Annotated in this window: 32 protein-coding genes; 9 read left to right on the top strand and 23 right to left on the bottom strand. The window is 60.3% G+C overall.

The features are described from left to right. Positions 1–15 precede the first annotated feature (15 nt). The 5 genes from MWU54_RS11500 to MWU54_RS11480 all read right to left on the bottom strand — a co-directional run bounded on the left by MWU54_RS11500 (position 16) and on the right by MWU54_RS11480 (position 4,342). Positions 16–1,026 (bottom strand): GGDEF domain-containing protein, encoded by a 1,011-nt coding sequence (locus tag MWU54_RS11500; protein WP_247083573.1) that lies wholly within the window; start codon positions 1,024–1,026, stop codon positions 16–18. Further along, positions 1,023–1,622, bottom strand: coding sequence for a heme NO-binding domain-containing protein (locus MWU54_RS11495; RefSeq protein WP_247083571.1), 600 nt, complete (start codon positions 1,620–1,622; stop codon positions 1,023–1,025). Before MWU54_RS11495 ends, MWU54_RS11500 begins: the two co-directional genes overlap by 4 nt. Before the next feature lie 68 nt (positions 1,623–1,690). Next, positions 1,691–3,250 (bottom strand): trimethylamine methyltransferase family protein, encoded by a 1,560-nt coding sequence (locus tag MWU54_RS11490; protein WP_247083567.1) that lies wholly within the window; start codon positions 3,248–3,250, stop codon positions 1,691–1,693. A gap of 100 nt (positions 3,251–3,350) precedes the next feature. Next, the gene (locus MWU54_RS11485) at positions 3,351–4,061 is read right to left on the bottom strand and encodes an HAD family hydrolase (RefSeq protein ID WP_247083564.1); all 711 of its coding nucleotides are present in this window, start codon (positions 4,059–4,061) and stop codon (positions 3,351–3,353) included. After that, positions 4,058–4,342: a DUF3572 domain-containing protein gene (locus MWU54_RS11480; RefSeq protein WP_247083562.1), complete on the bottom strand. Its 285-nt coding sequence runs from the start codon at positions 4,340–4,342 to the stop codon at positions 4,058–4,060. The genes MWU54_RS11485 and MWU54_RS11480 overlap by 4 nt, the downstream gene beginning before the upstream one ends. Before the next feature lie 89 nt (positions 4,343–4,431). Between MWU54_RS11480 and MWU54_RS11475 the strand changes: the two genes are divergently transcribed. Continuing rightward, positions 4,432–5,835, top strand: coding sequence for a diguanylate cyclase (locus MWU54_RS11475; RefSeq protein WP_247083560.1), 1,404 nt, complete (start codon positions 4,432–4,434; stop codon positions 5,833–5,835). Here the strand turns inward: MWU54_RS11475 and MWU54_RS11470 are convergent, their stop codons facing one another. From MWU54_RS11470 to MWU54_RS11455, 4 genes are all read right to left on the bottom strand, one after another. Beyond that, a complete protein-coding gene (locus MWU54_RS11470) occupies positions 5,836–6,327 on the bottom strand; it encodes a periplasmic heavy metal sensor (RefSeq protein WP_247083550.1) in 492 nt (163 codons plus the stop codon). 1 nt (position 6,328) lies between these two features. Then, complete coding sequence (locus MWU54_RS11465; RefSeq protein ID WP_247083547.1) at positions 6,329–6,670, bottom strand: hypothetical protein; 342 nt, start codon at positions 6,668–6,670, stop codon at positions 6,329–6,331. Continuing rightward, positions 6,648–7,244, bottom strand: coding sequence for a sigma-70 family RNA polymerase sigma factor (locus MWU54_RS11460; RefSeq protein ID WP_247083545.1), 597 nt, complete (start codon positions 7,242–7,244; stop codon positions 6,648–6,650). Before MWU54_RS11460 ends, MWU54_RS11465 begins: the two co-directional genes overlap by 23 nt. A gap of 81 nt (positions 7,245–7,325) precedes the next feature. Beyond that, entirely contained in the window at positions 7,326–7,784 is a 459-nt protein-coding gene (locus tag MWU54_RS11455; RefSeq protein ID WP_247083543.1) for an EF-hand domain-containing protein, read from the bottom strand. A 235-nt stretch (positions 7,785–8,019) separates the two neighbouring features. Here MWU54_RS11455 and MWU54_RS11450 point away from each other — a divergent pair, with 235 nt between their 5' ends. After that, complete coding sequence (locus MWU54_RS11450) at positions 8,020–8,412, top strand: DUF983 domain-containing protein (protein WP_247083541.1); 393 nt, start codon at positions 8,020–8,022, stop codon at positions 8,410–8,412. A gap of 27 nt (positions 8,413–8,439) precedes the next feature. Continuing rightward, positions 8,440–9,144 (top strand): NUDIX hydrolase, encoded by a 705-nt coding sequence (locus MWU54_RS11445; protein ID WP_247083539.1) that lies wholly within the window; start codon positions 8,440–8,442, stop codon positions 9,142–9,144. Here the strand turns inward: MWU54_RS11445 and MWU54_RS11440 are convergent. Both MWU54_RS11440 and MWU54_RS11435 read right to left on the bottom strand, forming a co-directional pair. Continuing rightward, positions 9,141–10,043 carry a DMT family transporter gene (locus MWU54_RS11440; protein WP_247083537.1) on the bottom strand — a complete coding sequence of 301 codons (903 nt, stop codon included), beginning with the start codon at positions 10,041–10,043 and terminating at the stop codon, positions 9,141–9,143. The genes MWU54_RS11445 and MWU54_RS11440 overlap by 4 nt on opposite strands. Before the next feature lie 19 nt (positions 10,044–10,062). Further along, positions 10,063–10,995, bottom strand: a complete 933-nt coding sequence (locus tag MWU54_RS11435) for a fatty acid desaturase (RefSeq protein ID WP_247083518.1) — start codon at positions 10,993–10,995, stop codon at positions 10,063–10,065. 105 nt (positions 10,996–11,100) lie between these two features. Between MWU54_RS11435 and MWU54_RS11430 the strand changes: the two genes are divergently transcribed. Beyond that, positions 11,101–11,964, top strand: coding sequence for a helix-turn-helix transcriptional regulator (locus MWU54_RS11430; RefSeq protein ID WP_247083515.1), 864 nt, complete (start codon positions 11,101–11,103; stop codon positions 11,962–11,964). A gap of 7 nt (positions 11,965–11,971) precedes the next feature. On the opposite strand, the gene MWU54_RS11425 is transcribed toward MWU54_RS11430, so the two are convergent. Genes MWU54_RS11425 through modA form a run of 5 tightly spaced genes read right to left on the bottom strand, consistent with a single transcriptional unit; the run spans position 11,972 to position 16,748 of the window. After that, entirely contained in the window at positions 11,972–13,111 is a 1,140-nt protein-coding gene (locus MWU54_RS11425) for a CaiB/BaiF CoA-transferase family protein (RefSeq protein WP_247084039.1), read from the bottom strand. 4 nt (positions 13,112–13,115) lie between these two features. Then, complete coding sequence (locus MWU54_RS11420) at positions 13,116–14,159, bottom strand: aldo/keto reductase (RefSeq protein ID WP_247083513.1); 1,044 nt, start codon at positions 14,157–14,159, stop codon at positions 13,116–13,118. 38 nt (positions 14,160–14,197) lie between these two features. Next, the gene (gene modC, locus MWU54_RS11415; RefSeq protein WP_247083510.1) at positions 14,198–15,295 is read right to left on the bottom strand and encodes a molybdenum ABC transporter ATP-binding protein; all 1,098 of its coding nucleotides are present in this window, start codon (positions 15,293–15,295) and stop codon (positions 14,198–14,200) included. Continuing rightward, positions 15,292–15,987, bottom strand: coding sequence for a molybdate ABC transporter permease subunit (gene modB / locus MWU54_RS11410; RefSeq protein WP_247084037.1), 696 nt, complete (start codon positions 15,985–15,987; stop codon positions 15,292–15,294). Before modB ends, modC begins: the two co-directional genes overlap by 4 nt. After that, positions 15,987–16,748, bottom strand: coding sequence for a molybdate ABC transporter substrate-binding protein (modA, locus tag MWU54_RS11405; RefSeq protein ID WP_247083508.1), 762 nt, complete (start codon positions 16,746–16,748; stop codon positions 15,987–15,989). The genes modB and modA overlap by 1 nt, the downstream gene beginning before the upstream one ends. Before the next feature lie 149 nt (positions 16,749–16,897). On the opposite strand from modA, the gene MWU54_RS11400 reads away from it, so the two are divergent. The 3 genes from MWU54_RS11400 (at position 16,898) to metG (ending at position 20,594) form a co-directional block, all read left to right on the top strand. Next, positions 16,898–17,569, top strand: coding sequence for a hypothetical protein (locus tag MWU54_RS11400; protein ID WP_247083505.1), 672 nt, complete (start codon positions 16,898–16,900; stop codon positions 17,567–17,569). Positions 17,570–17,584: 15 nt separating this feature from the next. Further along, positions 17,585–18,805 carry an MFS transporter gene (locus MWU54_RS11395; RefSeq protein WP_247083502.1) on the top strand — a complete coding sequence of 407 codons (1,221 nt, stop codon included), beginning with the start codon at positions 17,585–17,587 and terminating at the stop codon, positions 18,803–18,805. Between the two features lie 70 nt (positions 18,806–18,875). Further along, the gene (metG, locus tag MWU54_RS11390) at positions 18,876–20,594 is read left to right on the top strand and encodes a methionine--tRNA ligase (protein WP_247083500.1); all 1,719 of its coding nucleotides are present in this window, start codon (positions 18,876–18,878) and stop codon (positions 20,592–20,594) included. 60 nt (positions 20,595–20,654) lie between these two features. Here metG and MWU54_RS11385 read toward each other — a convergent pair whose 3' ends face one another. From MWU54_RS11385 to MWU54_RS11375, 3 genes are all read right to left on the bottom strand, one after another. After that, a complete protein-coding gene (locus tag MWU54_RS11385) occupies positions 20,655–21,089 on the bottom strand; it encodes a peptidylprolyl isomerase (RefSeq protein ID WP_247083498.1) in 435 nt (144 codons plus the stop codon). 101 nt (positions 21,090–21,190) lie between these two features. Then, the gene (locus tag MWU54_RS11380; RefSeq protein ID WP_247083496.1) at positions 21,191–21,583 is read right to left on the bottom strand and encodes a VOC family protein; all 393 of its coding nucleotides are present in this window, start codon (positions 21,581–21,583) and stop codon (positions 21,191–21,193) included. A 37-nt stretch (positions 21,584–21,620) separates the two neighbouring features. Further along, the gene (locus MWU54_RS11375) at positions 21,621–22,079 is read right to left on the bottom strand and encodes an Lrp/AsnC family transcriptional regulator (protein WP_247083494.1); all 459 of its coding nucleotides are present in this window, start codon (positions 22,077–22,079) and stop codon (positions 21,621–21,623) included. Positions 22,080–22,215: 136 nt separating this feature from the next. Here MWU54_RS11375 and ald point away from each other — a divergent pair, with 136 nt between their 5' ends. Next, positions 22,216–23,337 carry an alanine dehydrogenase gene (ald, locus tag MWU54_RS11370; protein WP_247083492.1) on the top strand — a complete coding sequence of 374 codons (1,122 nt, stop codon included), beginning with the start codon at positions 22,216–22,218 and terminating at the stop codon, positions 23,335–23,337. Positions 23,338–23,349: 12 nt separating this feature from the next. On the opposite strand, the gene MWU54_RS11365 is transcribed toward ald, so the two are convergent. The 4 genes from MWU54_RS11365 to MWU54_RS11350 all read right to left on the bottom strand — a co-directional run bounded on the left by MWU54_RS11365 (position 23,350) and on the right by MWU54_RS11350 (position 25,827). Continuing rightward, the gene (locus MWU54_RS11365) at positions 23,350–23,988 is read right to left on the bottom strand and encodes a glutathione S-transferase (protein WP_247083490.1); all 639 of its coding nucleotides are present in this window, start codon (positions 23,986–23,988) and stop codon (positions 23,350–23,352) included. 116 nt (positions 23,989–24,104) lie between these two features. Beyond that, positions 24,105–24,530 (bottom strand): large conductance mechanosensitive channel protein MscL, encoded by a 426-nt coding sequence (gene mscL, locus MWU54_RS11360; RefSeq protein ID WP_247083481.1) that lies wholly within the window; start codon positions 24,528–24,530, stop codon positions 24,105–24,107. A gap of 161 nt (positions 24,531–24,691) precedes the next feature. After that, complete coding sequence (locus MWU54_RS11355; protein ID WP_247084028.1) at positions 24,692–25,141, bottom strand: YtoQ family protein; 450 nt, start codon at positions 25,139–25,141, stop codon at positions 24,692–24,694. A gap of 53 nt (positions 25,142–25,194) precedes the next feature. Continuing rightward, positions 25,195–25,827, bottom strand: coding sequence for a class I SAM-dependent methyltransferase (locus MWU54_RS11350; RefSeq protein WP_247083478.1), 633 nt, complete (start codon positions 25,825–25,827; stop codon positions 25,195–25,197). A gap of 87 nt (positions 25,828–25,914) precedes the next feature. Between MWU54_RS11350 and MWU54_RS11345 the strand changes: the two genes are divergently transcribed. Next, on the top strand, positions 25,915–26,808 hold the full coding sequence (locus MWU54_RS11345) for a LysR family transcriptional regulator (protein ID WP_247083476.1): 894 nt from the start codon (positions 25,915–25,917) through the stop codon (positions 26,806–26,808). The last annotated feature ends 6 nt before the right edge of the window (positions 26,809–26,814 follow it).

Below are 26,814 nucleotides of genomic sequence, written 5' to 3'. Positions count from 1 at the left end.
GCGCGTGCGGCGTTTCTACCTGCTTGAAACATGTGGGATATCCAGGTCGTTCAAGCGTGTCCCGAGGGCCGGCGTCCAGATGACGTGCCGCCCGCGTCCCGATCGTTTGGCGGCATATAGCGCAATATCGGCGCGTTCGATGATGTGCGCCGCGTCGTGTTGTGTGGAAGGTGTGCTTGTTGCGACGCCGACACTTGCGCCAATGGCAACCTCGGTTGCATCTACGGTGATCGGAGCGGACAAGCCCTTGATCAGGGTTTGCGACAATTCGGACAATCGCAGTTCGTCCACCAACCCCGGGCAAATAATCACAAATTCATCGCCGCCTGCGCGCACAAGAAGATCGTCTTGCCGGGTGCAACGCCGCATCACGCTTGCTGCTTGCTTCAGCAATGCATCGCCCACGGCATGTCCCAGCGTGTCATTGACCTGTTTGAACTTATCGAGATCGATATGCAGAACGGCAAAATCGGTTCTGGTTTTGCTCAATTGAGACAAAGCCCCGTCAAGCGCCCGCCGGTTGTGCAAGCCTGTGAGACCATCGGTCAGGGCCTCGGCCTCTGCCGCCAGACGCGCCCCGTTCAATCGCGCATTCAAACTGAAGGACGCCGACATCGCGCTTGATTTGGCCTCCTGCAGGAACAGCAGCTCGACCGCCAAATCGCTTGCCGCGAAATCCTTGGCGGTCAGGCCAAAGCGCTGCACGGCGTCGACAACGGCAATGCCGAAGGACAGATCGACAATCGCACCGCCCTGTTGGTCAGCAATCACGAGGCCACGCAACAGAATATCCGGTTCCGATCTGAGGCGCAGACGCAGCACCTGCCCCGCCAGATCCAGCGTTTCCGCCATATTCCTGGGTTGAGACGGCCGCAGGATTTCAAACATTTCGAGGAACCGACGCCCCGTCAGATCACGTTGACCCAGTTTGTCAAAACCGCGCCCGACCTGCGTGATATGGCCTGTTTTGCCGATGCAAAGGTGAAGCGGGCGCAAGACCGACAAAAGCTCTGAGACGGAAATCATGTGCCCTCACCCGTTCCCGACGTCGCCAGAGAAAACCCGCGATCCGCGGCAAAGCTGGTGTCGATGACGCTTGCTTCGATCACCTCCGCCCCATCCCTGAAGCCCCGGTGATCCACCAAGGCAAGCGCGCCATAATCATCCGCCATGGCCCGCAACAGACCGACCAGCACATGCCCAAACCCGATGGGCGGTCCGTCACAATAGATGACAAAAGAGAGCGGCGTGTGTTCGCGGACCGTCATCTGCGGAAGGTTTAGCCCGGACACGGCTAGCCGCGTGCGTCCGGGCAAATCATCCAGCGCATGCAGCAATTCGACAAAGCTGTCGCCGCCGAAGCGCATCAGCCGTCGCACCGATGCGTGGTTTTGCTGGGTGATCAGATAGGTGCCGACATCTTCAAGCAGGCTGGACACCGACCGGTCCAGAACGGCGGCACAGCCTTCAAGAACTTTTGGAAGGTAGGCATCATCATAATCAAACATTGCTTCAAACGTGAGCACGTCGACATCGGCCCGCGCCAGCCCCGCCTGCCAGCGGTCTGCGCCAAAACCCTCTGTCACGTAGGCTTCGATTGTACGAAATATCAGACCGTGCATATGGCGTGCCCCAAGAAGACGCCCAAGATTGCCACGCAGGCCTTAACAAGCTGCAAACAGATACAGTTTTAGAAATCTGTCGGCGCGCCCCCTTCTGCTTTGCGGCGCGCGACAAAATCGGCCAGCTGATCGCGGACAGCCACATCCATTGGGGGGGCCTCGAATTCGTCCAGAATGGCCTTGTAGGTGCGATGCGCCCGTTCAGCAGTCCAGATACCGCCAGCGGCCTCCCACGCTTCGTAGTTTTTCCAGTCAGACAGAAACGGCTGATAAAATGCGGTTGTGTAGCGGTCTTGGGTGTGTTGCGTGCCAAAAAAGTGCCCGTTATGGCCGACCTCGCGGATTGCGTCCAAACCCAGACCATCGTCACTGGTATCGCAGATTTCCGGCTCCAGATAGCGGATCATGTGCTGCAAGACTTCGCAATCCATCACGAATTTCTCGGGGCTTGCGATCAGACCACCCTCAAGCCACCCGGCGGAATGATAGACCATGTTGGTCCCGGACTGGATTGCCGCCCACAGGCTGTGCTCGGTCTCCCACATGGCCTGCCCGTCCGGCACATTGGCCGCGCAGACACCGGATGACCGCATCGGCAGATTGTAAAACCGCGCCATCTGCCCCGTCATCTGCGTTGCGCGCATGTATTCCGGTGTCCCAAAGGCCGGCGCGCCGGATTTCATATCGACATTTGACGTGAAGGTCCCAATGGCACAGGGCGCGCCGGGATTGACGATCTGTGCCAATACGATGGCGCTGAGCCCTTCGGCAATCGACTGCGCCACCGCACCCGCCATCGTGACCGGGGCCATCGCACCTGCAAGCGTGAAGGGCGTCACCACACAGCCCTGTCCGCGCGCCGCGCAGCGCATCCAGCCGTCCATCATCGGGTAATCGTGTTTGAGCGGTGAGGTCGAATTGATGTTCGTGTACATGCGCGGGCTGGCGTCAAATTCTTCATGGCTCAAACCGCCCGCGATGCGCACCATTTCCATCACGTCTTCGACGCGTTCCTTGCCCAGGGAATAGGCATGCGCCACCTTGTCGGTCAGCGTGAGCTTGTCATAAAGCACGTCCAGATGGCGGACACTCGCATGCACGTCCACGGGTTCAACCGGGTACCCCCCGACAAAGTGGATACAGTTAAAATACTGTGACAGTTTCAGTAGATTGGCGCACATATCGCGCGTGCCCGGCACTTTGCGTCCAAGCTCAAGATCCCAGTAGTTCGGCGGCGACGACACATTGCCAAACACGATGTTGCACCCCCCGATCGTCAACCGTCTCTCTGGATTTCGGGGCGTCAACGTAAAGGTGGACGGGGCCTTGGCGATCCATTCCATCACGAAATCGCGGTCCATGAACACGATGTCGTCGTCAACCCGGCAACCCGCCTTTTTCAGAAGAGCAACCGCCTCCGGGTTGAGAAACTGAATGCCGATCTCTTCAAGGATCGTCATGGCGGCCCCGTGAATCCGCTCCACGCCCTCTTCCGAAAGCGGTTCGGTTGGGCGATCAATATTGACCGGCAAGGTCCAGGGAAGTTGTTCGATAACGGCAGATCCGCGTCTGTCCGCATGACCGGACCGGCCGCCGCTTCTGCGTTTGCGGGATGTGGTATCGGCCATGATGTCCTCCTGCGGTGTTCCCTTCAGAAAGGCACCGCAGGTCGTGTCTATCCTGTCGGAACGCGACGAATCCGGTCGCTTTTGACCTTCACCAGAAACGTCAGGCCAGACCCAACCACGCTGGCAGATGCCCGATATCGGGCAGCACCACATCTGCGTGGTCGCACAGTTCCTCGTGGTTGGCGATCCCGGTCAGAACCGCCGCTGTCCACATGCCCGCATTCCGCCCCGCGACAAGGTCATGGGTACTGTCGCCGACCATCACCGTCTGTTCCGGCGCAACGCTGACCCGTTCACAAAACGCAAGCAATTGCCCGGTTCCCGGCTTTGCGCCGAATCCGCTATCGGACCCCACGACGAAATCAAAGAAGTCACGTATCCCGGCGGTATCAAGATGCGCAAAAGCGGGATGTTCGGCGTCATTTGTTGCCACCCCCAAGCGCAATGCGTTCGATGCAAAACGGTCCAGCAACGGTTTGAGCGGTACGGCTTCGGCCATCGGCGCTTGCGCGGCCTGATGATTGATCGAATGCAAAACCTCGGCCTGCGACATACCCGGCATTTCTGCCGCAAGTGCTTTGGCAAGATCATCCGGCGTCCCGGCAATCGCAACGCTGTCGCGCGCAAATGTTGTTGTGGGCAGATCAAATCCGATGACGGCGGCCAGCCGTGTTGCACGCGTGACATCGCCCTCTGCCAATTGCAGAACAAGCCGTGCCGCCCAGGCGCTCCACGTGGCCTCGAAATCGAACAATGTGCCGTCTTTGTCGAACAGGAGCGCGGCAATGTCGGTTGGGCCTCCGGCGCTCATGTCCAATGCACCTGCGCGCCACCCGGCAACGCGCCGCGAGCCTGCATCAGCCGGTCATAAGGCAAGCCTTCGGTGTCACAGAAGGCCACCACCCACGCATCATCCATCATGATGAAATCCAACACGGATGCCTGGAATTCAGGATTGGCGACACCTTCGCGGAACGCGGCTTCGTCCGCGCCTGTCGACCCCATGAACACCGGCAAAAGCTCGTCATTTCCTGCCAGCCAGACGATGGCCTTCAACGCCACCTGATCGACCGCATCTTGAGAAAGCGCCATTTTTATTTATTTCCCACACTCTTTTTTAACCAATAGCTCCAAAGAATTGGTGATCAAAGTCTTAACGCCATCGCAGTATCGGAGGAAATGTGGCGGGACATGTTCTGATCGTTGACGCATTGTCCAACCGCCGCATTCATCTGCGCGCGCAACTTGATACGTCGAGCTATGTCGTCAATCTGGCGGATTCCCTGCTGGACGGCCTCACGCAGATCAAGGAAGACCCGCCAGACGTTGTCATCCTCGCCCATGATCTGCCGGGTCTGAAATTACCCCGGGTCTGCAAATTGCTCAGATCCAACCCGCGCACGCAGCTGACGACGGTGGTTGTCGCGGTCTCAAAAGAAAACCATTCCGAGCGGGTCAGCGCCCTGACGGCCGGGGCGCATGACCTGATTGAATTCGGGGCCGACCGGGCCGATCTGCGTGCCCGCATGCGCAGTATCATGCGGGACCGGTTTGGATCGGACATGCCGCCCCCGATCAAGGATGCGTTTGCCGCACAAGGGTTTTCCGAACCAAAAGTGGCCTTTGACGACATGATTAACGTCACGTTGGTCTCTCCCGGCCAGTCTGCGGTGGCAACGCAACTGCGCCAAGTGCCCGGATTGTCCCTTCGCACGTCTTCGGATCCAGAGGCGCGGCGGGCACCGGAGCCGGAGACCGACATCTTCATTCTGTTCGAAGACCGCAATGCAGATGACGCGCGCGACACATTGCTTGCGTTGCGGTCTCATCCGTGCAGCCGACATAGCACGATCCTGTTCGTCAGCGATCACGACGCCCATGGCCCTTCCCCGCTTGATCTGGGTGCCGATGACCATGTGGTCGGAACGGTGACCGCCCCCGAAATCGCGCTGCGCCTGAAGCGGTTGGCCGCAAGGAAACGCGAGGCCGACATGCGTCGTAAGACGGTCAGTGAACTGGACGGACTGGTGCATACCGATGCGCTGACCAAAGTGAACAACCGCCGATTTGCCGATAGCTATTTCAAGACCACGGATCGCAACGCGTCTCTTCACCGCAAATCGCTTGCCGTTCTGCTTTTAGATGTCGACACGTTCAAAACCTTCAACGACACACATGGCCATCTCGTTGGGGACACCATCCTTGCGCATATCGCGGACGTGCTTTCAAAGCACATTCGCAAGGGCGACATGCTGGCCAGGTTTGGAGGCGACGAATTCGTCGTCGCCCTGCCCAATGTCAAACAGCCACAAGCCAGGCGCATTGCAGAGCGCTTGCGCAAAGCTGTCGCGGAAACCCCGCTTGGCCTTCCTCACGGGCCGCATTTGCGTCCCACGATCAGCATCGGGCTTGCGCAGGCCGACCCGATTGATCAGAAATCCTCGGGTGATCTGATCAAAGCCGCCGATACCGCGCTGTATCGCGCAAAACGGCTGGGCCGGAACAAACTCTGCACAGCGACAACAGATGACTTCCATCCCGCAAGGGCGCTGCCTGCTGCGGTTCCCAGGTCGCACACAGCCTGATCAGCGATCTCGGCGCATCCGCTTTGCAATGTCAGCCACCCCTTGCGCAACCCGGTCCGCATAGGCTGCCCGGTCAGCATCGCTCATCGCGGCGATACTCGCCGCAAGGGCTTGCCGGCCAAACGCGTCACGTGCCGCGCGGCGGTCGGATTGCTCGGCCATCGCAGATAGAAACGCGGCTTCATCAAACGGTGTGGCGCGCAACGTCTCCAGTGCTGTTTCGAGATCAGTCAGGACCGGCCTGCGATCCCGGTCCGGCCGCTGGAACTGCGCAACAAAGTCCCGGCGGAGCGCGGCACGGTCATCTGCATCCAGCGCGCGCGTAAACACCGATCCGACGTCACGTGGCTTCCCACCTGCGCGCCGTTCAGGCCCGCCTGTCGCGATCGCACCGACAACCAGCCCAACAACCAAAAGGTTCAGCGCCAGCGATGAGAACAGGACGATCCGCATCCATAGCGGGGTTTTGGCCAGACTTGCCTTCTTGTCCATTTTATCCATCCACCAAAAGCATATCGAACGCCCCAAGGTCAGCGCCAAAACCAAGCGATGCGTCCTCGGTCAAACCCAGCGTCCAGACAAGGTCATCCGACAAGACCCCACCGGCCCAGACGCCCACACAGGCCGTCATTGCCAACCCTGCCACCGCAGGCCATCCGCCAAGCGCACCAAGGAGATACCGCCAAACTGACGCTTTCTCTGGCTTTGGCATCTCGCGGATGGCGTCCTCAAGAACGCGGGTCATCAGCCCGTCCGGCACGCGGGTTTCCGTGTCGCGGGCGCGCGCGAGCATCGCATCAAGCGTCGTCTCCTCAGGAGGTCTGGACTGTGTCATCTGTATACCCCAACTCTGCCCGCTGACCGCTTAGCAAAGCCGTCAACGCGCGTTTGCCGCGCGCGGTCAAACTTTCGACCGCGCGTGGACCAATGTCCATGATCTGGGCAATCTCTGTATTGCCCAATCCGTCGATATGGCGCAGCACCACTGCTTGCCGTTGCCGATCCGGAAGCTGCATCAGAGCCTCTTCCAGCGCGAGCCGCCGGGCGGTGTCCTGCATCCGTGTTTCGGCCCCCGGCCCGCCATCTGCAATCTCCAGTTCCGGCGGTAGTCCGTCCGGACGGGTCTTGCGCAGCCGATCAATGCACAGGTTGGCCGTCACCCTGTAAAGCCAGGTGCGGATCGAAGCCCCGCCATGAACGTCCCATCCCGGGGCCTGCCGCCACAGACGCAGCATGGCCTCCTGTGCCACATCCTCGGCTTCGCCTGCGTCGTTCAACATGCGGCACGCATGGGCATAGACCAACGGTGTATAGCGCCGCGCCAAGGCCTGCGCCGCGGCGCGATCCCCGTCGGCGTAGGCCTGAAGTAATTGTGCTTCTTCGGCTGGATCAGTTGGACCTTGGATCATGTCACCTTGCGGCTTGCCTGTACCCGGAACTCTATCACCACTGGTGAGCGATGCACGCGCATCGCTCACACCCGTGGACGGTTACTTGTTGCGGTGGCGTTTGCCGCCACGCCCCATCCGCGCTTCGGCGAACTCTTCTTCGCTGACCACGCCATCGTCATTGGCGTCGAGCCGGTCGAACATGCGCGACGGGTCGCGCCGCGCTTCGATTTCGGCTTCGGACAGCATGCCATCATCATTGCTGTCAAGCCGCTCGATCATGCGGGCGGCCTTGCGCGTAGCGCGGTCCTGCCCACCGGCGGCAAGTTCTTCTGCCGTCAGCAAACCGTCGCCATCCGTGTCCAACCGGGCAAACCGATTTGCCCCTGCAGCGAACTCTTCCGCACTGACGGAACCGTTCTTGTCCGTATCAAGACGCGCGAACATCTCTGCCCGGCGATCTTCGCGTCCGCCCGCCTCTTGCGCGGATACCGCTGTCCCGACGCCTGTTGTCAAAAGCGCTGCACTCAAAAGTGCCGAAACCTGCTTGGTCGATGTCATATCGTTTCCTTTCCATGTCCGACACTGCGGTCGGATTTGTCGTCATAGCGGCGCAAGACGATCTGTTTTGTCTTGCCATCCACTGCGTTTCACGGTCCCCCGCCGAACTTCCGTCGCACGATTGGAAAGATTTCTGATCACAGGGGCGTGATTTGCGACATCCAGACGCAAGGACAGTTTGGTGACTGTTGTTCATTGACGCGAAAGGCCATGTTTGCGCCCGGAGAGCGAGACAATGATTAACGACGTGACAACAGACGAAGAGCGGCCGACCTGGCCCGCCTTGCGCCGTGGCTGGCGACGGAAATGCCCGAATTGCGGCAGCGGCCCATTGCTGCGCGGGTACCTGAAGGTACGCGACACTTGTCCGGTGTGCCGTGAAGAACTGCACCATCACCGCGCGGATGATGGCCCAGCTTACCTGACGATTCTGATTGTCGGACACCTGATGGCGCCGCTGTTGCACATCGTGTTTGTGAACTTCCGCCCTGATCCGCTGGTGTTGTTTACTGTCTTTGCCGTTGGCTGTGTCGGATTAACGCTTTATCTGTTGCCCAGGTTAAAAGGGGCAATCGTGGCCTTCCAATGGTCACGCCAGATGCACGGGTTCGCTGACCCGACATCCTGACACTGCCCGGCAGACAAAGGGCCAGACATGAGCGACGCACCTGCGATTGACAAAACCGCCATCCGCGATGCCTCGACCGTCATCGTTCTTCGCGATCGCGCGACGCGACCCCACGTCCTGATGGGACAACGCGGGGCCAAAGCGGCTTTCATGCCGAACAAGTTCGTGTTTCCCGGCGGTGCCGTTGATCCCGAAGACGCGGTTGTTCCGTTCTCCCAACCGTTGACGCCGCTTTGTGCGAACCGACTGGCCGATGACGCCCCGCCCGATTGCGCGCCCGCACTCGCAGCCGCCGCCATCCGCGAGCTTTGGGAAGAAACCGGACAGGTTCTGGGCCAGTCCGGATCATGGACCGATCCACCGGAAAACTGGCGCGGCTTTGCCGATATGGGCCATTTGCCAAATGCTGCCCCGATGCAATTCGTGTTCCGAGCGATCACCCCTCCCGGTCGGCCCCGCCGGTTCGACGCCCGGTTTTTCCTGCTCGACGCCGAAGACCTGGCCACCGATCCCGATGATTTTTCGGCCGCGTCGGATGAGCTTGCGCATCTGCAATGGATTGCACTGGAAGACGTGCGGGGATTTGATCTGCCCTTCATCACCGAAGTTGTTCTGGCAGAAGTCGCGGCGCGCGCCGCCGATCCGCGCCCCCCAGTGTCGGTGCCGTTCTTTCGCAATGATGACGAAGAAAGCCTGTTCCTGCGGCTTTATGGCCGGCCCATCGCCGACTAAAGCACCAGCACAAACGTCAGGATCGACAACGCCAGAAAGCCAATGCCCGCATATTCGCGCGCCGTGATCTTTTCTTTGAAAAACAGCACCGAGGCCATCATCGAAAAGATCAGTTCGATCTGGCCCACAGCTTTGACATAAGCGGCGGTTTGCAAAGTGAACGCCAGAAACCAGCCCAAAGACCCCGCCATCGACGTCAGCCCGACCCAGACCGCGACAGATCGTGCACGCCAGACGGCCGTGACCTGCCCCGGCTCCCGCCACCGCAACCAAAGCGCCATCCCCGCGAGTTGTGACATGGTCACACAGGTCAGGGTCACCGAGGCGCGCAACATGGCGTCGTCGCTGGCCAGTTCAAGCGAGGCGGCGCGATAGCTGGTGCCCGACAAAGCGAACAGGAAACCCGACGACAGCCCAAGAATGGTGGCGCGGCTGGTCAGGCCTTTCAGAAATCCTTCGTTCGTGGTTGGCGAGCGCGACAGCAGCAACAGCCCGATCAACCCGATGAGGATCGCCCCCCATCCTGCCAGCGATACAGCGTCCCCAAAGAATGCGACGCCAAGGATCGCCGCCTGAATGACTTCTGTCTTCTTGAAGGTGATCCCCACCGCAAAGTTGCGCTGCCGAAACAGTGCCACAACACAGACCGTTGCAAAAATCTGCGACAGCGCGCCCTGAAGCGCATATCCCCAGAACGCCAGGTGCAAGTCTGGAAAGGCGGCACCTGTTGCATTCAGCCACACAAGGGTCACTACAAGCGATGCCGGGGCCGCATAGGCAAACCGTGCAAAGGTCGCGCCTGCGGTGCTCAGCACATCAATGCTCAGCACTTTTTGCAGCATGAACCGCACCGTTTGAAACAGCGCGGCGGCGACACTTGCGACAATCCAAAGTTCCATACGTCTCTATGGCGTCAGGTCAGTGTCGATGTCCATCTGGATAAAGCGGGTGCGGAACCGGATCTTTGGCCCGGAACAGGTATTTCCGGAAGACCTCGGAATAGGCGCGATACCGGTATCCGTCGTTCTGACGCAGATAATCCGATTTGCCGTCGCGATAGACCTGCGGCAACGCGTACCACGGCACACCCGGATAGAGGTGATGCACGACATGCAGGTTGTTGTTCAGAAACAAGAGCGCGAAAAACCCACCGTCCTCGACAATCGCGGTGCGCGCCAGCGTCCGGTCATGCGCCCGATGCTCCAGAAACGTCCTGAGCTTGAGCAGCGACAGCGCGGCGTAGACAGACAGCAACCATGCCCAAACCGGCATCGCCGAGACGGCCGCGATCCAGGCAACCACCACTGCCACCGCAGGGATGTGCCACAACCATCCGGCCAGAACGCGCCGATCCCCGGCCCGGATCAGCGCCCAATCCGCCCGCATGAACGCGATTTGCCCGAGGGCGGGACCAATCAGCAGACGCCCGGCCAACGTATTGTTCGCCCGAAACAAGATTTGTTTCCATCTGGGCAGGTGCATCCAAACAGCCGGATCAAGGTAGTTCGTTTCCGGATCGTCGTAGGGATCGGTCAACACCTCGTCATTGTGATGCGCAAGATGGGTGTCCCGAAATCGCAGGTAGGGGACAAAAACCGTCAAAGCCGGGAAAACCAGCGCCGCGTTCAGAGTGTCGTTTCTGAACGGATGCCCATGCAGCGCCTCGTGACTGAGCGACGAATGCTGCGCGCCTGCCAGGGCACACAGAACAATTGCCGCAGGTATCGACCAATCCGCGACCCAGACCGTCGCAACGCCCCATACCAGATACGTCAGTCCCAGAACCACGAGGGTCGGCCATTCCGCCAAGCGCACCAGTTCAGACGCGCGGAGCGTCTGTGTGTCGTTCATATGTTCACCATGTTGCGTTCCCGCCCTCAGACTACGCGCGATCGCGCACGCTGAGCAGCCTGTGAACAGTGCACAAACATCATGCTTGGTGATTTTTGTCACCGTATGTTAGAAATCCCCATGGACAAACGCCACCGCGCTGCGCTGTTTCGCAGTCGATTGAAAATTGCGATTGACCGTGCCGGATCGAACCAAAGCGACCTGGCGCGCAGATCGAACGTGGACAGATCAACCATCTCGCAGATCCTGCGCGATGATGCGGCCCGCCTGCCCAATGCGCAGGTCGTCGGATCCTGCGCCGAGGTGCTGGGTGTCTCTGCCGATTGGTTGCTGGGCCTTGCCGAGCACCCGGAAACAGCTGCGGAACTGATGGCCAGTGCGCTTACCCTGACCGATGCCCCCCGGGCGCTGATTGATCAACAGATCTTCGATTGGCACCAAGAGGCCAACGGCTACAAAATCCGGCATGTCCCGGCGGCCTTGCCAGACATGCTCAAGACCAATGACGTGCTAGAATGGGAATACGGTCCGCATCTGGGACGCACGGCGTCACAAGCGATCACGGCTTCCGCCAACAGATTGGCCTGGATGCGGCAATCCGGGTCTGACTACGAAATCGCGATGCCGCTTTACGAAATCGACAGCTTTGTCGAAGGCACCGGCTATTACGCGGGATTGCCCGTCAGTGTCCGGGCGCAGCAAATGGATCACTGGCTTGATCTTTCCAGCGCGCTGTACCCCCGGCTGCGCCTTTACCTGTTCGATGCGCGCCGTCTGTATTCCGCCCCGATCACCGTGTTCGGTCCGCTGCTCGCGGTGATCTACGTGGGCCGCAACTATCTGGCGTTCCGTGACACCCAGCGCGTTCGCGCGTTTTCTGACCATTTTGACCATCTCGTCCGCGAGGCGCGTATCAGCGCGCGCGACGTCCCGAACCATCTGGCCAGCTTACGCCGCAGTCTTGCGTGATCCCGGCCTAATCGCGCCAACCCGACCCGTTGGAAAGCCTGTGACGGATGACGTCAGAATGCGCCCCCCGGTGCGGGCTGGGACGCGGATCCGGTGCCGGCCAATTGGAAAATCGCGGAGCCGCCGCTGCTTGCAATCCCTGATCTGTGTCGCGCCATGTCTGGCGTTCAGCATTATGCGGATGGGCAAAGGCCTCACGCGGCGACAGGACAGGAGCCACACAGGCATCGCTCCCGTCAAAAAGCTGCACCCAATGGGCCAGTGTCTGTCCGGCAAACACCGTCGCAAGCCGCCCGGACAGCCGGGGCCACGCCGTTCGATCAAACTGGTTGTTCACGAAATCCGGATCCTGCCCCAGATCCAGCTTTTCCAGGAAGAGCTGGTAGAACTTTGGCTCCAGACACTGAACGCTGAGATACCCGCTATCGGCGCACGCATAGGTCCGCGACCAATGGGCCCCCACCAACGGATTGGCTTGCGCCGAAACCCCCTGCTCGACATGCCCGTCAATCGATTGAAGCAGGTTCTGCAGATGCGCCGATCCATCATAGATTGCCGCGTCCACAACCGTTCCTTGCCCGGTGCGCGCGACCGCCAGAAACCCCGACAACAGCCCGGCCACAAGGTAAAGCGCCCCTCCGCCGATGTCTCCAACAAGGGTTGGCGGCACAACAGGGCGTTCGCCCTCCAATCCGGACGACCATAGCGCCCCCGACAGGGCAAGGTAGTTCAGGTCGTGCCCCGCCTGTTGCGCCAAAGGTCCGTCCTGCCCCCAACCGGTCATCCGCCCATAAACAAGGCGCGGATTGATCCTATGACAGTCGTCCGGCCCAACACCCAAACGTTCCATCACGCCGGGGCGGAACCCTTCGATCAGACCATCGGCGTCCCGAACAAGGGCTAGAAACACCTCCCGATCATCCGAAGACTTCAGATCGAGGACAATCGACCGCTTGCCGCGATCTGTCACCGGCTGGTCCCGGACGCCGTCTACCGGACCAGAGCGCGGACGATGGACAACGATCACGTCCGCCCCAAGATCAGCCAGCATCATTGCCGCAAACGGTCCCGGCCCGATGCCCTCGACCTCTAGAATTCGGATGCCGGCAAGCGGACCGTTTGGGACGGGTGTCGGATCGGGGGTCATCGGATCAGAACGGCATCGGATGCTGTTTGTGCGTCTCATCCAAGGCGGATATGACGTCGTCATTCAGCGCAACATCCGCCGCCTTGAGCAGATAGCGCAATTGTTCTGTGGTGGTTGCGCCGAAAATGGAAGAGGCCACAAACGGGCGGCGCGCCGACCATGCCAGTGCCATCAGGGGCAGATCAAGCCCTGCCTCCTTGGCCACGCTGGCGTACGCTTCGACCGCGTCAAACGCACGGTCCGTCTTGCGCCCACCCAGATCGGTATTGATCGCCATGCGGGACCCTTCCGGGATCGCACCGTCGCGATACTTGCCTGTCAGAAAACCGGTCGCCAGCGGAGAGAAGGGCAACAGCGACACCTGTTCGTTCACCATCATTTCCGCCAGATCGGTATCTGCCATGCGACACATCAGCGAATACTCGTTCTGGATGCTTTCCATGCGCGGACCCGCCATCGCCTCGGCCACCCTAAGCCACATCGTCGTGCCCCACGCGCTTTCGTTCGACAGGCCGATATGCCGGATCCGGCCCTTTTCGATCTCGCGACCCAGCGCCCCCAGCACGTCTGCCATGTTCTGAAGCGTCGCGGCGCGGTCTTGGGAAGACGGATCAAATGTCCAGTTCTGGCGGAACATGTAGGACCCACGATTGGGCCAGTGCAGTTGGTAAAGATCAATGTGATCGGTTTTCAGGCGCTTCAGCGATCCTTCGACCGCGCTTGGAATGGTGTCGGAGGAAATCGGCGCACCGTCGCGGGCGTGCTTCATACCCGCACCCGAATGCTTGGTGGCAACGATCCAGTCATTGCGGCGCCCGGTTTTGGCGAACCAATTGCCCAGAATTTCCTCGGTCCGCCCCATCGTTTCCTTCGAGATCGGGTTCACCGGGTACATTTCAGCGGCATCAAGGACGTTGATCCCCCCGTCAAGCGCGGTCTCCATCTGATGATGCGCGTCGGCTTCCGAGGTCTGCGTGCCAAAGGTCATGGTGCCTAGGCAAAGCTCGGACACCATGAGGTCGGTCTTGCCCAATCGGTTCTGTTTCATTGCACGGTCCTTTTATTCTGTCCCGCGCAAACTAGCGGCTAAAGCCCGCTCTGCAAGCCGACAGCAATATCGGTGGGAGACACCGCCACCGATTTCATCACCGCATAACACGCCGTTCCCGGGGCCAGTCCCATCGCGTCAGCGCTGCGCCGTGTGACCCGCGCCAAAAGGCGATCCTGACCCGCCTGCAGCTGAACGATCACACCGGGGCCGTCGCCGCGTCGCAACGCAAGCACCTGAACCGGCAGGATGTTCAAGGCCGACAATCCTGCGGGTCTGGTTGCGGACAACATCACGTCCTGCGCCAGAATACGCACGCGCAATTCAGCACCGACCGGGGCATCTATGGCAGGCAGGAACAGACGCCCTGCGGACACCAACAATTCGCTGATCCCGTCTTCGGGTTGGGCGACCACCTTTGCAGACAACACCGCCCCGGCATCCCGAACCCCCAGAACGCGCACCATATCCGGATCGGTCAATAGCTCTGACGGGGCACCGGATCGCACGACGCAGCCGTTTTCCAGCAACACGATATGCGTGGCCAGTCGGGCAACCTCTGCCATGTTATGGGTGACATAAAGGATCGACAAACCGGTTTCGCGCCGCAGGGTCTCCAGATACGGCAGGATTTCCGCTTTGCGTGGTCCGTCCAGCGACGCCAGGGGTTCGTCCATCAATAGCATGTCCGGCTGGGACAACAACGCCCGCCCGATCGCCACGCGCTGCGCCTCGCCTCCAGAAAGCGCATGGGTCTTGCGGTCCAGCAAATGCGAGATACCCAAGAGATCGCCGACATCCTCGGGGCGGCGGCTGCCGCGCCCCGTGACACGCGCCGTATAACACAGGTTGTCGCGCACATTCAGATGCGGGAACAGGCGGCTGTCCTGAAACACATAGCCCAAACGGCGCTTGTGCACCGGTACGTTGGTCCGGGTGCGCGTGTCAAACAGCGTCCTGTCGCCAAGGCGCACGCGCCCGCGATCCGGGGTCAACAGCCCGGCAACGGATTTGACCACCGACGACTTGCCGCTGCCCGACCTGCCGAACAAAACCGTCACCCCGTCCGGCGCGTCAAACTGTGTCTCAAGGCGAAAGCCGCCCAGATCCCGCGCGATATCGACAGAAAGCGTCATGCCCCCGAGATCCGTTTTGCCACCCGGCGCGACAGCCATTCCGACAGGATCAGCGCGCCGATGGCGATGGCCACCGCAACTGCCACCAATCGCAACGCCGCGGTTTCGCCGCCGGGCACCTGCAGAAAGGCATAGATGGCCGACGGCACGGTGCGTGTTTCGCCGGGGATATTGGACACGAATGTGATTGTCGCGCCAAATTCCCCCATCGCCTTGGCAAAGGCCAGCACCGCGCCAGCGATCACCCCCGGCAGGATCAATGGCAAGGTCACCGTGGTGAACACCTTGAAACGACTGGCCCCCAGCGTTGCCGCCGCTTCCTCCAGTTTTGGATCAACCGCCTCGATGGCCAGTCGCATGGCCCGCACCATCAGCGGAAACGCCATGATCGCCGCCGCCAGGGCCGCCCCCGTCCACTGAAAGGCCAGCGTGATCCCGAACGTGTCGTCCAGAAATGCCCCGACAGGTCCGCGTCGTCCGAAGCTGAGCAACAGCAGATAGCCGGTGACCACCGGCGGCAAGACCAGGGGCAGATGCACCAGCCAGTTCAGCATATCACGCCCGAAAAACCGCCCCCGCGCCAGCGCCAGGGCACAAAGCAGGCCAAACGGCACGCTGAGCAACGTCGCCCAGAACGACACCTTCAGCGACAGCGCAACCGCTTGCCATTCTTCCGGCCCCAACCAGTCCATCAGGGCATCGCTTTCGGCGGCAGAAATCCATGCGCCGCAAGTGCAGCCTGACCCGTTCCGGAAACGAGCCATGAGAGAAACCCGGCAGCAAGTTCAGGATTGGCCGAGTCGGCAACCACGGCGGCAGCGTACCGGATGGGCGGATGGCTTGTGTCCGGAAAGGTCGCGGCAACGGTCACGCCTTTTTCGGCCAAAGCATCGGTTTCATAGACAATGCCCAACGGCGCTTCGCCCAAGGCAACCAGCGCCAGCGCGGCGCGCACGTTGTCGGTTGGCGCAAGCCGCGACGCAACCGCGTCCCAAAGCCCAAGCTGGGTCAAGGCCGCCTTGCCGTATACCCCTGCGGGCACCGCTTCTGGCAAAGCGATGGCAAGCCTGCCATCCGTACCCAACCACTCCGTCAGATCGGTTGCTTCGGTCAGGACCGTGTCAGACTGCGCGCTGCGGTCATGGGCAATCAGGACAAGGCGGTTCGACGCGATGTCGCGTCGGCTCTGCGCGTCTATGCGTTCGTGCGTTGACAGCCAGTCCATCCAGTCCACATTCGCCGACACGAAAACGTCGGCAGGCGCGCCTGCATCGATCTGCCGGGCAAGCGTGGATGTCCCGGCCAGAACAAGCGTCACGGCATGACCTGTGTGTTCCTCCCACCCCTGGGCCGCCTGTTCCAATGCATCACCCAAAGAGGCCGCCGCGAATACGGTGATCTCTTTCGCCTGAACCGGCGCAGCAAGGCACGTGGCCAGCAGAACTGTGCGCAAAAGAGAGATCACCTAAGGACCAAATCCTTGTCTTGAAACACATCCGGTTGGATGCACCAGATCAATTGCTTTGGAAACAGGCAAGAGGTCACACAGGTCATGCAACGAAACTCTTGAGAACAAAATGCGAACATCTATACTCTGTTTCCATGCAGTCCGCTTCCGCTCTCCTGTCCCGGCGTCCGCACAAACCGGTCCCTTCGGTATCTTTGGGCGATGACGATATCACGCTTGCCTTGGGGCGTGTCCATGAATTGTGCGGCCCGGCGCGGCGGACATTGGCCTTGGCGCTGACCGCACAGATCGGCGCGCCCGTGATCTGGATCACCACCCCCAAGGCGTCTGACAGGCTTAACCCCGATGGTCTGGCACAATTCATTCCTCCAAGGGATGTGGTGTTCGTGCGTGCCGACCGCGACACGTCTTTGCTCTGGGCGATGGAAGAGGCCTTGCGCGCGGGCTGCGCCCCGATTGTGATCGGCGATCTGCACGCGCCCCCGGCCATGACCCCCGTGCGGCGTCTGCATCTGGCGGCCGAGACCGGCTGCGGCATGGGCCACTGCCGACCGCTGGCACTGTTGCTGACGCCGGACAGCGGTGGCGCACCGGGAATCGAAACGCGCTGGTCGCTGCGCGCCGCACATGATGCAAAAGGGGATCAGTGGGTTCTGGAACGTCTGCGCGCCCGCATGGCCCCGCCCCGGACATGGACGCTCGACAAACGCACAGGTCACCTGGCCCCCGTTACCGACGCGAACCCGCGAAAACAGCCGAAAGCGACCAAGCAGGTCGAATTCAAAGTGGACCTCGCCTCGCATTAGGCCCACCAGAGGCGCATGCGCCTGCCATTGTCCTTTGCCGCCCTCTTTTTGTCCGTCATTCTGCTGCAACTGTCGTCAGGTGGTGTGGGGCCGCTGGATGCGATCTCTGGCATCACGCTGGGATTCTCGACAGCCGAGATCGGGATGCTGGGTTCCGCGCATTTCGTCGGGTTCTTTATTGGCTGCTGGTGGGCTCCGCGCCTCATGGGGTCGGTTGGACACGCCCGCGCCTTTTCGGCGTTTACGGCCCTTGGCGCAATTGGGCTGCTGTCACACATGCTTATCACCGACCCGATCGCCTGGGCCGTGATGCGCGTGGCCACCGGTGTTTGTATCGCCGGCTGTTACACCGTGATCGAGGCCTGGCTTAACTCCGAGGTCACAAACGAAACACGCGGGCGGACGATGGGGCTCTACCGCATTGCGGACATGGGGGCCTCTCTGGCCGCCCAGCTTCTGATCGGCGTGCTGACCCCGGCGGCCTATGTCAGCTACAACCTGCTGGCGCTGTTGTGTTGCGCCGCGCTGCTGCCGATGGCGCTGACCACACGTCGGCAACCCACCACGCCCAGCACGCCGCGTCTGCGCCCCATGCTTGCGGTGCAGCGTTCCCCGCTGGCCGCCGCAGGAGCCGTTGTGGCAGCCTTGTCCTCGGCCTCATTCCGCATGGTTGGTCCGGTTTACGGCCAGGATGTGGGCCTTGCGCTTGACCAGATTGCGCTTTTCCTTGCCGCCTTTGTCGCCGGAGGCGCGCTTGCGCAATATCCGGTGGGATGGCTGGCCGACAAATTCGACAGACGGCACATCCTGATCTGGTTGTCCGTCGCGGCCATCGCCTCTTGTATCGCCACAGCAACGCTCACCGACCTGTCGACCACCGGTGTGATGCTGATGGCCGGACTGTTCGGTCTCACAACCTTTCCGATATTCTCGGTTGCGTCGGCCCACGCGCATGATTTCGCCAACAGCGACGAACGGGTGGAGCTGTCCGCCGCGATGATGTTCTGGTTTGCATGCGGTGCCATCGCCGCGCCTTACCTTGCCTCGGTTCTGATGGAAGCCTACGGACCACCGGCGCTTTTCATGATGATCGCGGTCGGTCATGCCGGGCTGATCCTTTTTGGCGTGATCCGCATGCGCGCCCGCCCGGCCAAGGCCAAAACCAACTATGTCTACGCCCCGCGCACCTCGTTCCTTGTGGGTCGCCTGATAAAGTCGAGCCGCGAAAAGGACTGACCCACTGGTCCTTGCGTCTGTGATCCGCTAAAGCGACGTCAACTCCAGACCAAACGCAGGCGCACAGACTATGGCACGGCATCTGATCACGTCGGCGATCCCTTACATCAACGGGATCAAACACCTTGGAAACCTTGTGGGCAGCCAGTTGCCCGCGGACCTGTACGCCCGCTACCTGCGCGCGCGCGGCAACGAGGTCATGTTCCTGTGTGCCACTGACGAACACGGCACTCCGGCGGAACTGGCGGCAGCGAAAGCAGGCAAGCCAGTAGCAGATTACTGCGCCGAGATGTGGGCGGTGCAGGCCGAGATCGCCACGGGGTTTCGCTTGAGCTTTGATCATTTCGGCCGGTCTTCCAGCCCACAGAACCACAAGCTGACCCAGCATTTTGCAGGGCGTCTGGCGGATGCCGGATTGATCAAGGAAGTCAGCGAAAAGCAGGTCTATTCCCACACCGACAAGCGCTTTCTTCCTGACCGCTATATCGAAGGCACCTGCCCCAATTGCGGCTATGACCAAGCTCGCGGGGATCAGTGCGAAAACTGCACCAAACAGCTAGACCCGACCGACCTGATCGACCCGCGTTCGGCGATTTCGGGATCGACCGACCTTGAGGTGCGCGAGACCAAGCACCTGTACCTGCGCCAGTCCGACATGCGCGGCAAGTTGCAGGACTGGATCGACAGCAAGACGGATTGGCCTGTACTGACCACGTCGATTGCGAAGAAATGGCTGAACGATGGCGACGGTCTTCAGGACCGGGGCATCACGCGGGACCTTGACTGGGGTATCCCCGTCAAAAAGGGCACCGAGGACTGGCCCGGCATGGAAGGCAAGGTGTTCTATGTCTGGTTCGACGCCCCGATCGAATACATCGCCTGTGCCGGCGAATGGGCCGAGGCGCATGGCAAGACCGATGCCGATTGGGAACGCTGGTGGCGCACCGACAAGGGCGCGGATGATGTCCGCTACACGCAGTTCATGGGCAAAGACAACGTCCCGTTCCACACACTGTCCTTCCCGGCCACGATCCTTGGATCGGGCGAAGATTGGAAGCTGGTCGATTACATCAAGTCGTTCAATTACCTGAACTATGACGGTGGCCAGTTCAGCACCTCTCAAGGGCGCGGCGTGTTCATGGATCAGGCGCTGGAAATCCTGCCCGCTGACTATTGGCGCTGGTGGCTACTTAGCCATGCGCCCGAAAGCTCGGACAGCGAATTCACGTGGGAAAATTTCCAGACTTCGGTCAATAAGGACCTTGCGGACGTGCTGGGCAACTTTGCCAGCCGCGTGACGAAATTCTGCCGTTCGAAGTTTGGCGAGACGGTCCCCGAAGGCGGCACACCCGGCGACCGGGAAGCACAGTTGATCGAGGACATCGACAAGGGTCTGGCCGAGTATCAGTCCCACATGGACGCCATTGAGGTCCGCAAAGCCGCCGCCGCTTTGCGCGCACTCTGGGCGATGGGCAACGAATACCTGCAGGATGTCGCGCCTTGGACGACGTTCAAGGAAGACCCTGACACGGCCGCAATGCAAATCCGCTTGGCGTTGAACCTGATCCGGTTCTACGCCGTGATCTCAAGCCCGTTCATCCCGGACGCGTCGGCACAGTTGCAAACGGCGATGCAAAGCGACGACACAGACTGGCCCACGGACGCCACAAGCGCATTGGCGGCCATGCCGGTGGGTCACGCGTTTTCGGTTCCCGAAGTGACGTTCCGCAAGATCAGCGATGATGAGCGCGCCGACTGGCAAGAGCGGTTTTCCGGCATTCGCACCTGACGCTGCCGGAAAATCCTAAGACGGTCAAAGCCGAGCTGTTGGTTCAGGCCACTTTTGGGATCACGCCGCTTTGATCTCGACCAGCTCGATCGCAAAGGTCAGGTCTTTGCCAGCCAGCGGATGGTTGGCGTCAAGCGTCACTTCGGTGTCTGTCACTTCGGCGACCATCACGGGCACAACCTGCCCTGTTGGTGTCTGCATCTGAAGTTGCGTCCCGGGCTCCAACGGAATTTCCGCCGGAATCTCTGACCGCGGGACAGCTTGGCGTGCATTCGGGTCCATCTGGCCATAGGCCTGATCGGCCGGCACAACGACCACCTTTTTGTCGCCCACCGCCATGCCGGGAATGGCCTGATCGAGGCCGGGAATGATCTGGCCTGCGCCGACGGCAAATTCCAAGGGCTCGCGCCCGGCAGAGCTGTCGAAGGTTTCCCCGTCCGCCAGCGTTCCGGTGTAATGAATCGAGACGGTATCGCCCGCTTTGACTTGGGTCATGGTTGCTCCAGAGTTTGGGTGAATGCTGGAGGCTACGACACGCGCAGGTGCTCCGGGTGTGTTCCCTACCTTATCGGCAACTCGGACCAGAGACAAACAGTCTACGATGGCCCGTCCGCTTCGGTGATAAATCCAAAGGCTGCGCCGCCCGGATCCATGACAATCGCAATCCGACCGATGCCCGGCACGTCAAAGGGAGGTCGCAACACGGTTCCGCCCATTTGGGACGTTTTTGCCACCTGCGCATCGACGTCCGACACCCCAAGATACGTAAACCAATGCGCGGGCGTGTCTTCGTAATTCGGGATGCCCGCGATATCCATGATCCCGGCAACGCCCTTGCCGTCCTGCATTGCGATGAAATAGTCCTGACCGCCATCCATTTTCATCGTGTCAAATGTCCAGCCGCAGGTTTCCGCGTAGTAGTCACACGCCGCTTTCGTATCGCGCGTCATCAGTTCTGACCACGCGACGTATCCGGTTCTCTCACCCATGATCCATCTCCCTTTGCGGGGTCAGTCTATCACATTTTCAGACCGGAAGCGCGGTTGTCTTGAACACGGTGCGCAGCGCGAAGGAGCTTTGCATCTGCGCGACGCCGGGCAATCGGGTCAGATACTGGCGGTGAATGCGGGCAAAATCTTCGGTGTCTTCCGCAACGACCTTTAGAATGTAATCCGCCGATCCGGCCATCAGATGGCATTCCAGAACGTCGGGCACCCGCGATACCGCCTTTTCAAATGCGTCAAGGATTTCATCCGCCTGACCGTTGAGCGTTATCTCGACAAACACCGTTGTCGGCATCCCCAGCTTTCGGGCATTCAACAACGCGACATAGTCCCGAATATATCCATCCGCCTCTAGCCTTTGGACCCTGCGGTGACACGCAGACGCCGACAAATGCACCACATCCGCCAGTTCCGCGTTGGATATGCGGCCCTTGGTTTGAAGCACCCGCAAAATCCGCCGATCCATGTCATCCAGCGCCATTAGCCGCGATCTCTTTCAATAAACGAGTGATTGGTCGAAGATTCTTCGAATGATGGAGCGCATTGCGCCACAATTCCAGACCAAATTTCACCGCAACAGGATCATGCTAAGAAGTGGAGATCAGGAGGAGAGACCCATGAAAATCGGATGCCCGCGTGAAATCAAACCGCAAGAGTTCCGCGTCGGATTGACCCCAAGCGCGGCTCAGGAAGCCATTGCACATGGACATGACGTCCTTGTGGAAAGCGGTGCCGGCATTGGTGCGGGCTTTGATGATGACACGTATCGGGCGGCTGGCGCGGCTATCGCAGATACAGCCGAAGACGTGTTCGCCAGCGCCGACATGATCGTAAAGGTCAAAGAACCACAACCGGTCGAACGCAAGATGCTGCGCGAAGGGCAGCTTTTGTTCACGTACCTCCATCTTGCCCCTGACCCCGAACAAACCAATGACCTTCTGGAATCAGGCTGTACGGCGATCGCTTATGAGACCGTGACAGACGATGCCGGTGGCCTGCCCTTGCTGGCGCCGATGTCGGAAGTTGCAGGGCGTCTTGCACCCCAAAGCGGTGCGTGGGCGCTTCAGAAGGCCAATGGCGGCAGCGGTGTTCTGATGGGCGGCGTGCCCGGCGTGCGCCCCGCCAACGTGGCGATCATCGGTGGCGGCGTTGTCGGTGCGGCCGCCGCGCGCGTGGCCGTTGGCATGGGGGCCAATGTCACCGTTCTGGACCGGTCGGTCCCGCGCCTGTCTTATCTGGACGATGTCTTCATGGGACGTCTGACCACGCAATATTCCGACAAGGCCGCGGTGGAAGAGCTGCTGCCCCGCATGGACATGATCATCGGCGCGGTTCTGATCCCGGGCGCTGCCGCGCCCAAGCTGGTCAGCCGGGACCAACTGTCACTTCTCAAACCCGGGTCGGTTCTGGTGGATGTGGCCATTGATCAGGGCGGGTGTTTTGAAACCTCCCGGGCCACCACGCATCAGGACCCGATCTACGATGTGGATGGCATCATTCACTATTGCGTCGCCAATATGCCCGGTGCCGTGGCACGCACCTCTACTATCGCGTTGGGCAACGCGACGATGCCCTACATGCTGGCCTTGGCCGATAAGGGCTGGCGGCAGGCCTGCGCGGATGATCCGCACCTGTTGAACGGGCTGAACGTGCATGCCGGGAAACTGACCTACTATGCTGTTGGTAAAGCACTCGGGATCGACGTGACGTCGCCGCAGCTGGTGCTCAGGGCCGCCTGACACCGCGCGCAGCTAGGGCGCGCCGAACAGGACCGGCGCGTCCCCGTCCTTCCAGGGCGGGTACTTTGTCATCGCCTGTGTAAAGCGCGCGCTGTCGGTGTACCGCGTCAGCCACGCCGCCAAATGCGGCCAAGGCTGCGCATCAAACCACGCGCGATCAATATGTGCGAATTGACGGACAAACGGAAAGATCGCGAGGTCCGCCAGCGTCGCGTGATCCGCCACAAGGTACGCGTGGTCCGTCAATCGCATATCCAGTTGCATCAGAAACCGCACCGCCTTGGCGCGTTCGGCATCCGGATCAAGGTCCGCATACCGGGTGGCGTATTTGGTGTGATCCAAAGCCTGTTTGAACGGGCCATCGTTGTCCTGGATCAGGTCCCACCCGTCTTGCGGCATGTCCAACAGGTGCTCTGGGTCGTTCTGCTTCAACGCCCAGACCATGATATCCAGACTTTCGTCCAAGACGGTATCCGCAACCGCAAGGCACGGCACTGTTGCCGACGGTGATGTGTCAAGAAAAGCGGCGGGTTTGTCGCGCAAGACGATCTCGTGCAGGGTCACCGGTACCCCGGCACTCAGAACAGCCATCCGCGCGCGCATGGCGTAGGGGCAGCGTCTGAAAGACCATAAGATGGGGGTTTGGGACATGTCGTGCGCCTTGCAATTCTGATGCCTCAGCATCTATCGCAACGAACTGACGTATCAACAGGAGCCGGTCCCGAACACGAATAAAGGTGCCCCGGCGGGACACCTCGGGCTGTGGTTCAGCCTTTTTTCAGGGCGTCGCGGATTTCCAGCAGAACATCCAGTTCGCTTGGGCCTGTGTCCACTTCTGGTGCCACATCATCGGGCTTTTCTGCCGCTTCCTTGATCCGGTTCACCATCTTGACCAGAAGGAACACGACAAACGCGATGATCAGGAAATTGATCACGGCCATGATGAAATTGCCAATCGCAAAGACGGCGGCACCGGCCTCTTGTGCGGCAGCCAAGGACGCATGCTCACTGCCATCCAGCGTGTAGAACCACCCCGAGAAATCAATCCCGCCGGTAAAGAGCGCGATAATCGGGTTGATCAGATCGCCCACCAGCGATGTGACGATGGCCGTAAATGCGGCACCGATGATGATGCCAACCGCCATGTCCATGACATTGCCTTTGGCGATGAAATCCTTGAATTCTTGAATCATTACTTGTTCCCTCGTGTTGGTACGCCGCCGGCCGTTTCGCCAACGTGATTGCAGGTTACCGATCCACATCCGATTGTCACGTCACCGCATTTCAGACACGGGGAAATTGCGGATCGTTGCCGCAAAATGCGACTTTCAGAACCCGCTTTTGCAGACCCGGATCACCCCGGCAGGGACCCCGTCAGCACGTAGCGCAGGATCTGGGCCACTTGCTGCGGTGTGCGCGCCACGGCCAATGCGGCTGCGTCCACTTCCTTTAACGGGTGGTCATGCTCGGGTTGCTGCAGAATGATCAGCGACTTGCCCAACGCGCTGGCATAGCCTGCGTCAAAGGCTGCGTTCCACTGTTTGTACTTTTCGCCGAACCGCACCACCACGACATCCGCATCCGCAATGCCCTTGCGGGTCCGGATCGCATTGACCATCGCGCCTTTGTGGTCGTGCCAGTACTTGTTGTCCTCCGCTCCGAGGATCGCCACACCGCAATCATCGCTTGCGTCGTGATCGGTCACCGGGCTGTCGAACGACACCTCCAACCCGTCACACGCATCAATGATCTGTTCACGCCAGTCGGTGTGAATTTCGCCGGACAAATAGACTTTGAGACCCATGAGTTCTTCCCCTTCTTTCAGGCAGGGGTAGCCCAGATTTCCACCGAGTCCAATCATTGTTCCCGCCGGGCAACCAGATAGCGGCGGGGATCTTTGGTGGGTCCCTGACCGACTTCGATAATTGTGAAACCGGCGCGGACAAGGGCCGCGTCCAGATCAGATGCTTTGAGATGCGCCACATAGGGTGCCTTGCCAAAAAACTGCATCACGGGCACGCCAATATGCATCATCAGCGTCAGCAATCCAAATCGGTCCGGCATGCAGAACGTCTTGGAGATGAACAGGCCACCGGGCTGCACGCGTTGGTGGATCTCGGCCAATGTCGCGTCGATATCCTCGACCAGATGCAAAAGGTTAAACGCCGTGACAACGTCAAACGGGCCACTGGGTGCGTGTTCCGCATCGGCTTGGGCGAACTCGACATTGCCGATGCCTTGCTCCGCCGCTTTGGTCCGGCCTTTGGACAACATCGCGTCGGAAATATCGGTTGCCACGATATGCGCGACCTGGGGGGCCAGTTCCAAGGCGGTCGACCCGGTGCCGCACCCGATTTCAAGCATCCGGTCCTCGGGACGCAGGTACGACCGCGTTCTGTCGAGCGTATACGCGTAGGATTGATTGTCTTTAATCGGCGTCTTTGCATATTTCTCTGCAATGCCATCCCAAAATGAAGCAGTTTGATACATGATGTGTCTCCTTGAATGACACCCAGATACACATACGCGATTAATCTATAAATTGCCGAAATTCGCAGTACCGTTATACATATTCGTATGAATAGCTTGCGCCGCTTCGACTGGTCCCACATTGCCTCCTTCCTTGCCACGGCAGAGACGGGGTCGCTGTCGGCGGCGGCGCGCAAGCTGGGCCTTACCCAACCGACCCTCAGCCGTCAGGTTGCCGCATTGGAGGACGACCTGTCGGTGATGCTGTTCGAACGGGTTGGCCGGTCGCTCAGGTTGACGGAGGCCGGGGCGCAACTGCTTGAACACGCGCGGCGCATGGGCGATGCGGCGGATCGCATTGCCATCGCAGCCAGCGGACAGGCACAGGATATCGAAGGTCAGGTCAGGATCACTGCCAGCGATGTGATGACCGCCTATGTGCTGCCGCCTGCGCTACACCGGCTGCGCGAGGTGGCACCCAAACTGCACATTGATCTTGTCGCCACGAACGACATTCGCGATATCCTGCGCCGCGAAGCCGACATTGCCGTGCGCCATGTGCGCCCGGATCAGCCTGACCTGATCGCGCGGCTTGTCCAAAACGCACGGGCGCGCTTCTACGGCTCGACTGATTACCTGAACCGCCGCGGGCGTCCCAAAACGCTGTCGGACATGGAGCAGCATGACTTCATCAGCTTTGGCGATCCGGCCCAGATGATCGCATTCCTCAAAGAGCGCGGTCTCGCTCTGCGGCCCGAGAATTTTCGGATCGGGTCTGCAAACGGGCTTGTGGCCTGGGGTCTGGCGAAAGATGGGTTTGGATTGTCCGTCATGTTCGACGAGGTCGGCGCGGCGACACCGGGGATGGAAATGGTTGTGCCAGACGCCACACCGGTCGAGTTCCCGATCTGGCTGGTCACACACCGGGAACTGCACACAAGCCGGCGCATTCGCGTGGTCTATGATCTGCTGGCGGAGTTTTTAACGAACCCCAAGCGGTAGGTCGGA

The sequence above is a fragment of the Marivita sp. S6314 genome, assembly GCF_023015985.1.
Taxonomy (GTDB): domain Bacteria; phylum Pseudomonadota; class Alphaproteobacteria; order Rhodobacterales; family Rhodobacteraceae; genus Marivita.
The sequence above is the reverse complement of the archived record's forward strand: the minus strand, read 5'-3'. Positions and strand labels throughout refer to the sequence as shown.

Excerpts from the sequence above, each read along its gene's own strand:
- metG (WP_247083500.1), top strand. The coding sequence starts at position 18,876 with ATGGCACGGCATCTGATCACGTCGGCGATCCCTTACATCAACGGGATC.
- MWU54_RS11480 (WP_247083562.1), bottom strand. The coding sequence starts at position 4,342 with ATGGCGCTTTCTCAAGATGCGGTCGATCAGGTGGCGTTGAAGGCCATC.
- ald (WP_247083492.1), top strand. The coding sequence starts at position 22,216 with ATGAAAATCGGATGCCCGCGTGAAATCAAACCGCAAGAGTTCCGCGTC.
- MWU54_RS11440 (WP_247083537.1), bottom strand. The coding sequence starts at position 10,043 with ATGGAACTTTGGATTGTCGCAAGTGTCGCCGCCGCGCTGTTTCAAACG.
- MWU54_RS11455 (WP_247083543.1), bottom strand. The coding sequence starts at position 7,784 with ATGACATCGACCAAGCAGGTTTCGGCACTTTTGAGTGCAGCGCTTTTG.
- MWU54_RS11355 (WP_247084028.1), bottom strand. The coding sequence starts at position 25,141 with ATGGGTCTCAAAGTCTATTTGTCCGGCGAAATTCACACCGACTGGCGT.
- MWU54_RS11395 (WP_247083502.1), top strand. The coding sequence starts at position 17,585 with ATGCGCCTGCCATTGTCCTTTGCCGCCCTCTTTTTGTCCGTCATTCTG.
- MWU54_RS11470 (WP_247083550.1), bottom strand. The coding sequence starts at position 6,327 with ATGGACAAGAAGGCAAGTCTGGCCAAAACCCCGCTATGGATGCGGATC.
- MWU54_RS11350 (WP_247083478.1), bottom strand. The coding sequence starts at position 25,827 with ATGTATCAAACTGCTTCATTTTGGGATGGCATTGCAGAGAAATATGCA.
- modC (WP_247083510.1), bottom strand. The coding sequence starts at position 15,295 with ATGACGCTTTCTGTCGATATCGCGCGGGATCTGGGCGGCTTTCGCCTT.
- MWU54_RS11495 (WP_247083571.1), bottom strand. The coding sequence starts at position 1,622 with ATGCACGGTCTGATATTTCGTACAATCGAAGCCTACGTGACAGAGGGT.
- modB (WP_247084037.1), bottom strand. The coding sequence starts at position 15,987 with ATGGACTGGTTGGGGCCGGAAGAATGGCAAGCGGTTGCGCTGTCGCTG.
- mscL (WP_247083481.1), bottom strand. The coding sequence starts at position 24,530 with ATGATTCAAGAATTCAAGGATTTCATCGCCAAAGGCAATGTCATGGAC.
- MWU54_RS11375 (WP_247083494.1), bottom strand. The coding sequence starts at position 22,079 with ATGGCGCTGGATGACATGGATCGGCGGATTTTGCGGGTGCTTCAAACC.
- MWU54_RS11465 (WP_247083547.1), bottom strand. The coding sequence starts at position 6,670 with ATGACACAGTCCAGACCTCCTGAGGAGACGACGCTTGATGCGATGCTC.
- MWU54_RS11365 (WP_247083490.1), bottom strand. The coding sequence starts at position 23,988 with ATGTCCCAAACCCCCATCTTATGGTCTTTCAGACGCTGCCCCTACGCC.
- MWU54_RS11385 (WP_247083498.1), bottom strand. The coding sequence starts at position 21,089 with ATGACCCAAGTCAAAGCGGGCGATACCGTCTCGATTCATTACACCGGA.
- MWU54_RS11345 (WP_247083476.1), top strand. The coding sequence starts at position 25,915 with ATGAATAGCTTGCGCCGCTTCGACTGGTCCCACATTGCCTCCTTCCTT.
- MWU54_RS11400 (WP_247083505.1), top strand. The coding sequence starts at position 16,898 with ATGCAGTCCGCTTCCGCTCTCCTGTCCCGGCGTCCGCACAAACCGGTC.
- MWU54_RS11485 (WP_247083564.1), bottom strand. The coding sequence starts at position 4,061 with ATGAGCGCCGGAGGCCCAACCGACATTGCCGCGCTCCTGTTCGACAAA.
- MWU54_RS11435 (WP_247083518.1), bottom strand. The coding sequence starts at position 10,995 with ATGAACGACACACAGACGCTCCGCGCGTCTGAACTGGTGCGCTTGGCG.
- MWU54_RS11490 (WP_247083567.1), bottom strand. The coding sequence starts at position 3,250 with ATGGCCGATACCACATCCCGCAAACGCAGAAGCGGCGGCCGGTCCGGT.
- MWU54_RS11380 (WP_247083496.1), bottom strand. The coding sequence starts at position 21,583 with ATGGGTGAGAGAACCGGATACGTCGCGTGGTCAGAACTGATGACGCGC.
- MWU54_RS11460 (WP_247083545.1), bottom strand. The coding sequence starts at position 7,244 with ATGATCCAAGGTCCAACTGATCCAGCCGAAGAAGCACAATTACTTCAG.
- MWU54_RS11430 (WP_247083515.1), top strand. The coding sequence starts at position 11,101 with ATGTTAGAAATCCCCATGGACAAACGCCACCGCGCTGCGCTGTTTCGC.
- MWU54_RS11445 (WP_247083539.1), top strand. The coding sequence starts at position 8,440 with ATGAGCGACGCACCTGCGATTGACAAAACCGCCATCCGCGATGCCTCG.
- MWU54_RS11420 (WP_247083513.1), bottom strand. The coding sequence starts at position 14,159 with ATGAAACAGAACCGATTGGGCAAGACCGACCTCATGGTGTCCGAGCTT.
- MWU54_RS11425 (WP_247084039.1), bottom strand. The coding sequence starts at position 13,111 with ATGACCCCCGATCCGACACCCGTCCCAAACGGTCCGCTTGCCGGCATC.
- MWU54_RS11500 (WP_247083573.1), bottom strand. The coding sequence starts at position 1,026 with ATGATTTCCGTCTCAGAGCTTTTGTCGGTCTTGCGCCCGCTTCACCTT.
- MWU54_RS11450 (WP_247083541.1), top strand. The coding sequence starts at position 8,020 with ATGATTAACGACGTGACAACAGACGAAGAGCGGCCGACCTGGCCCGCC.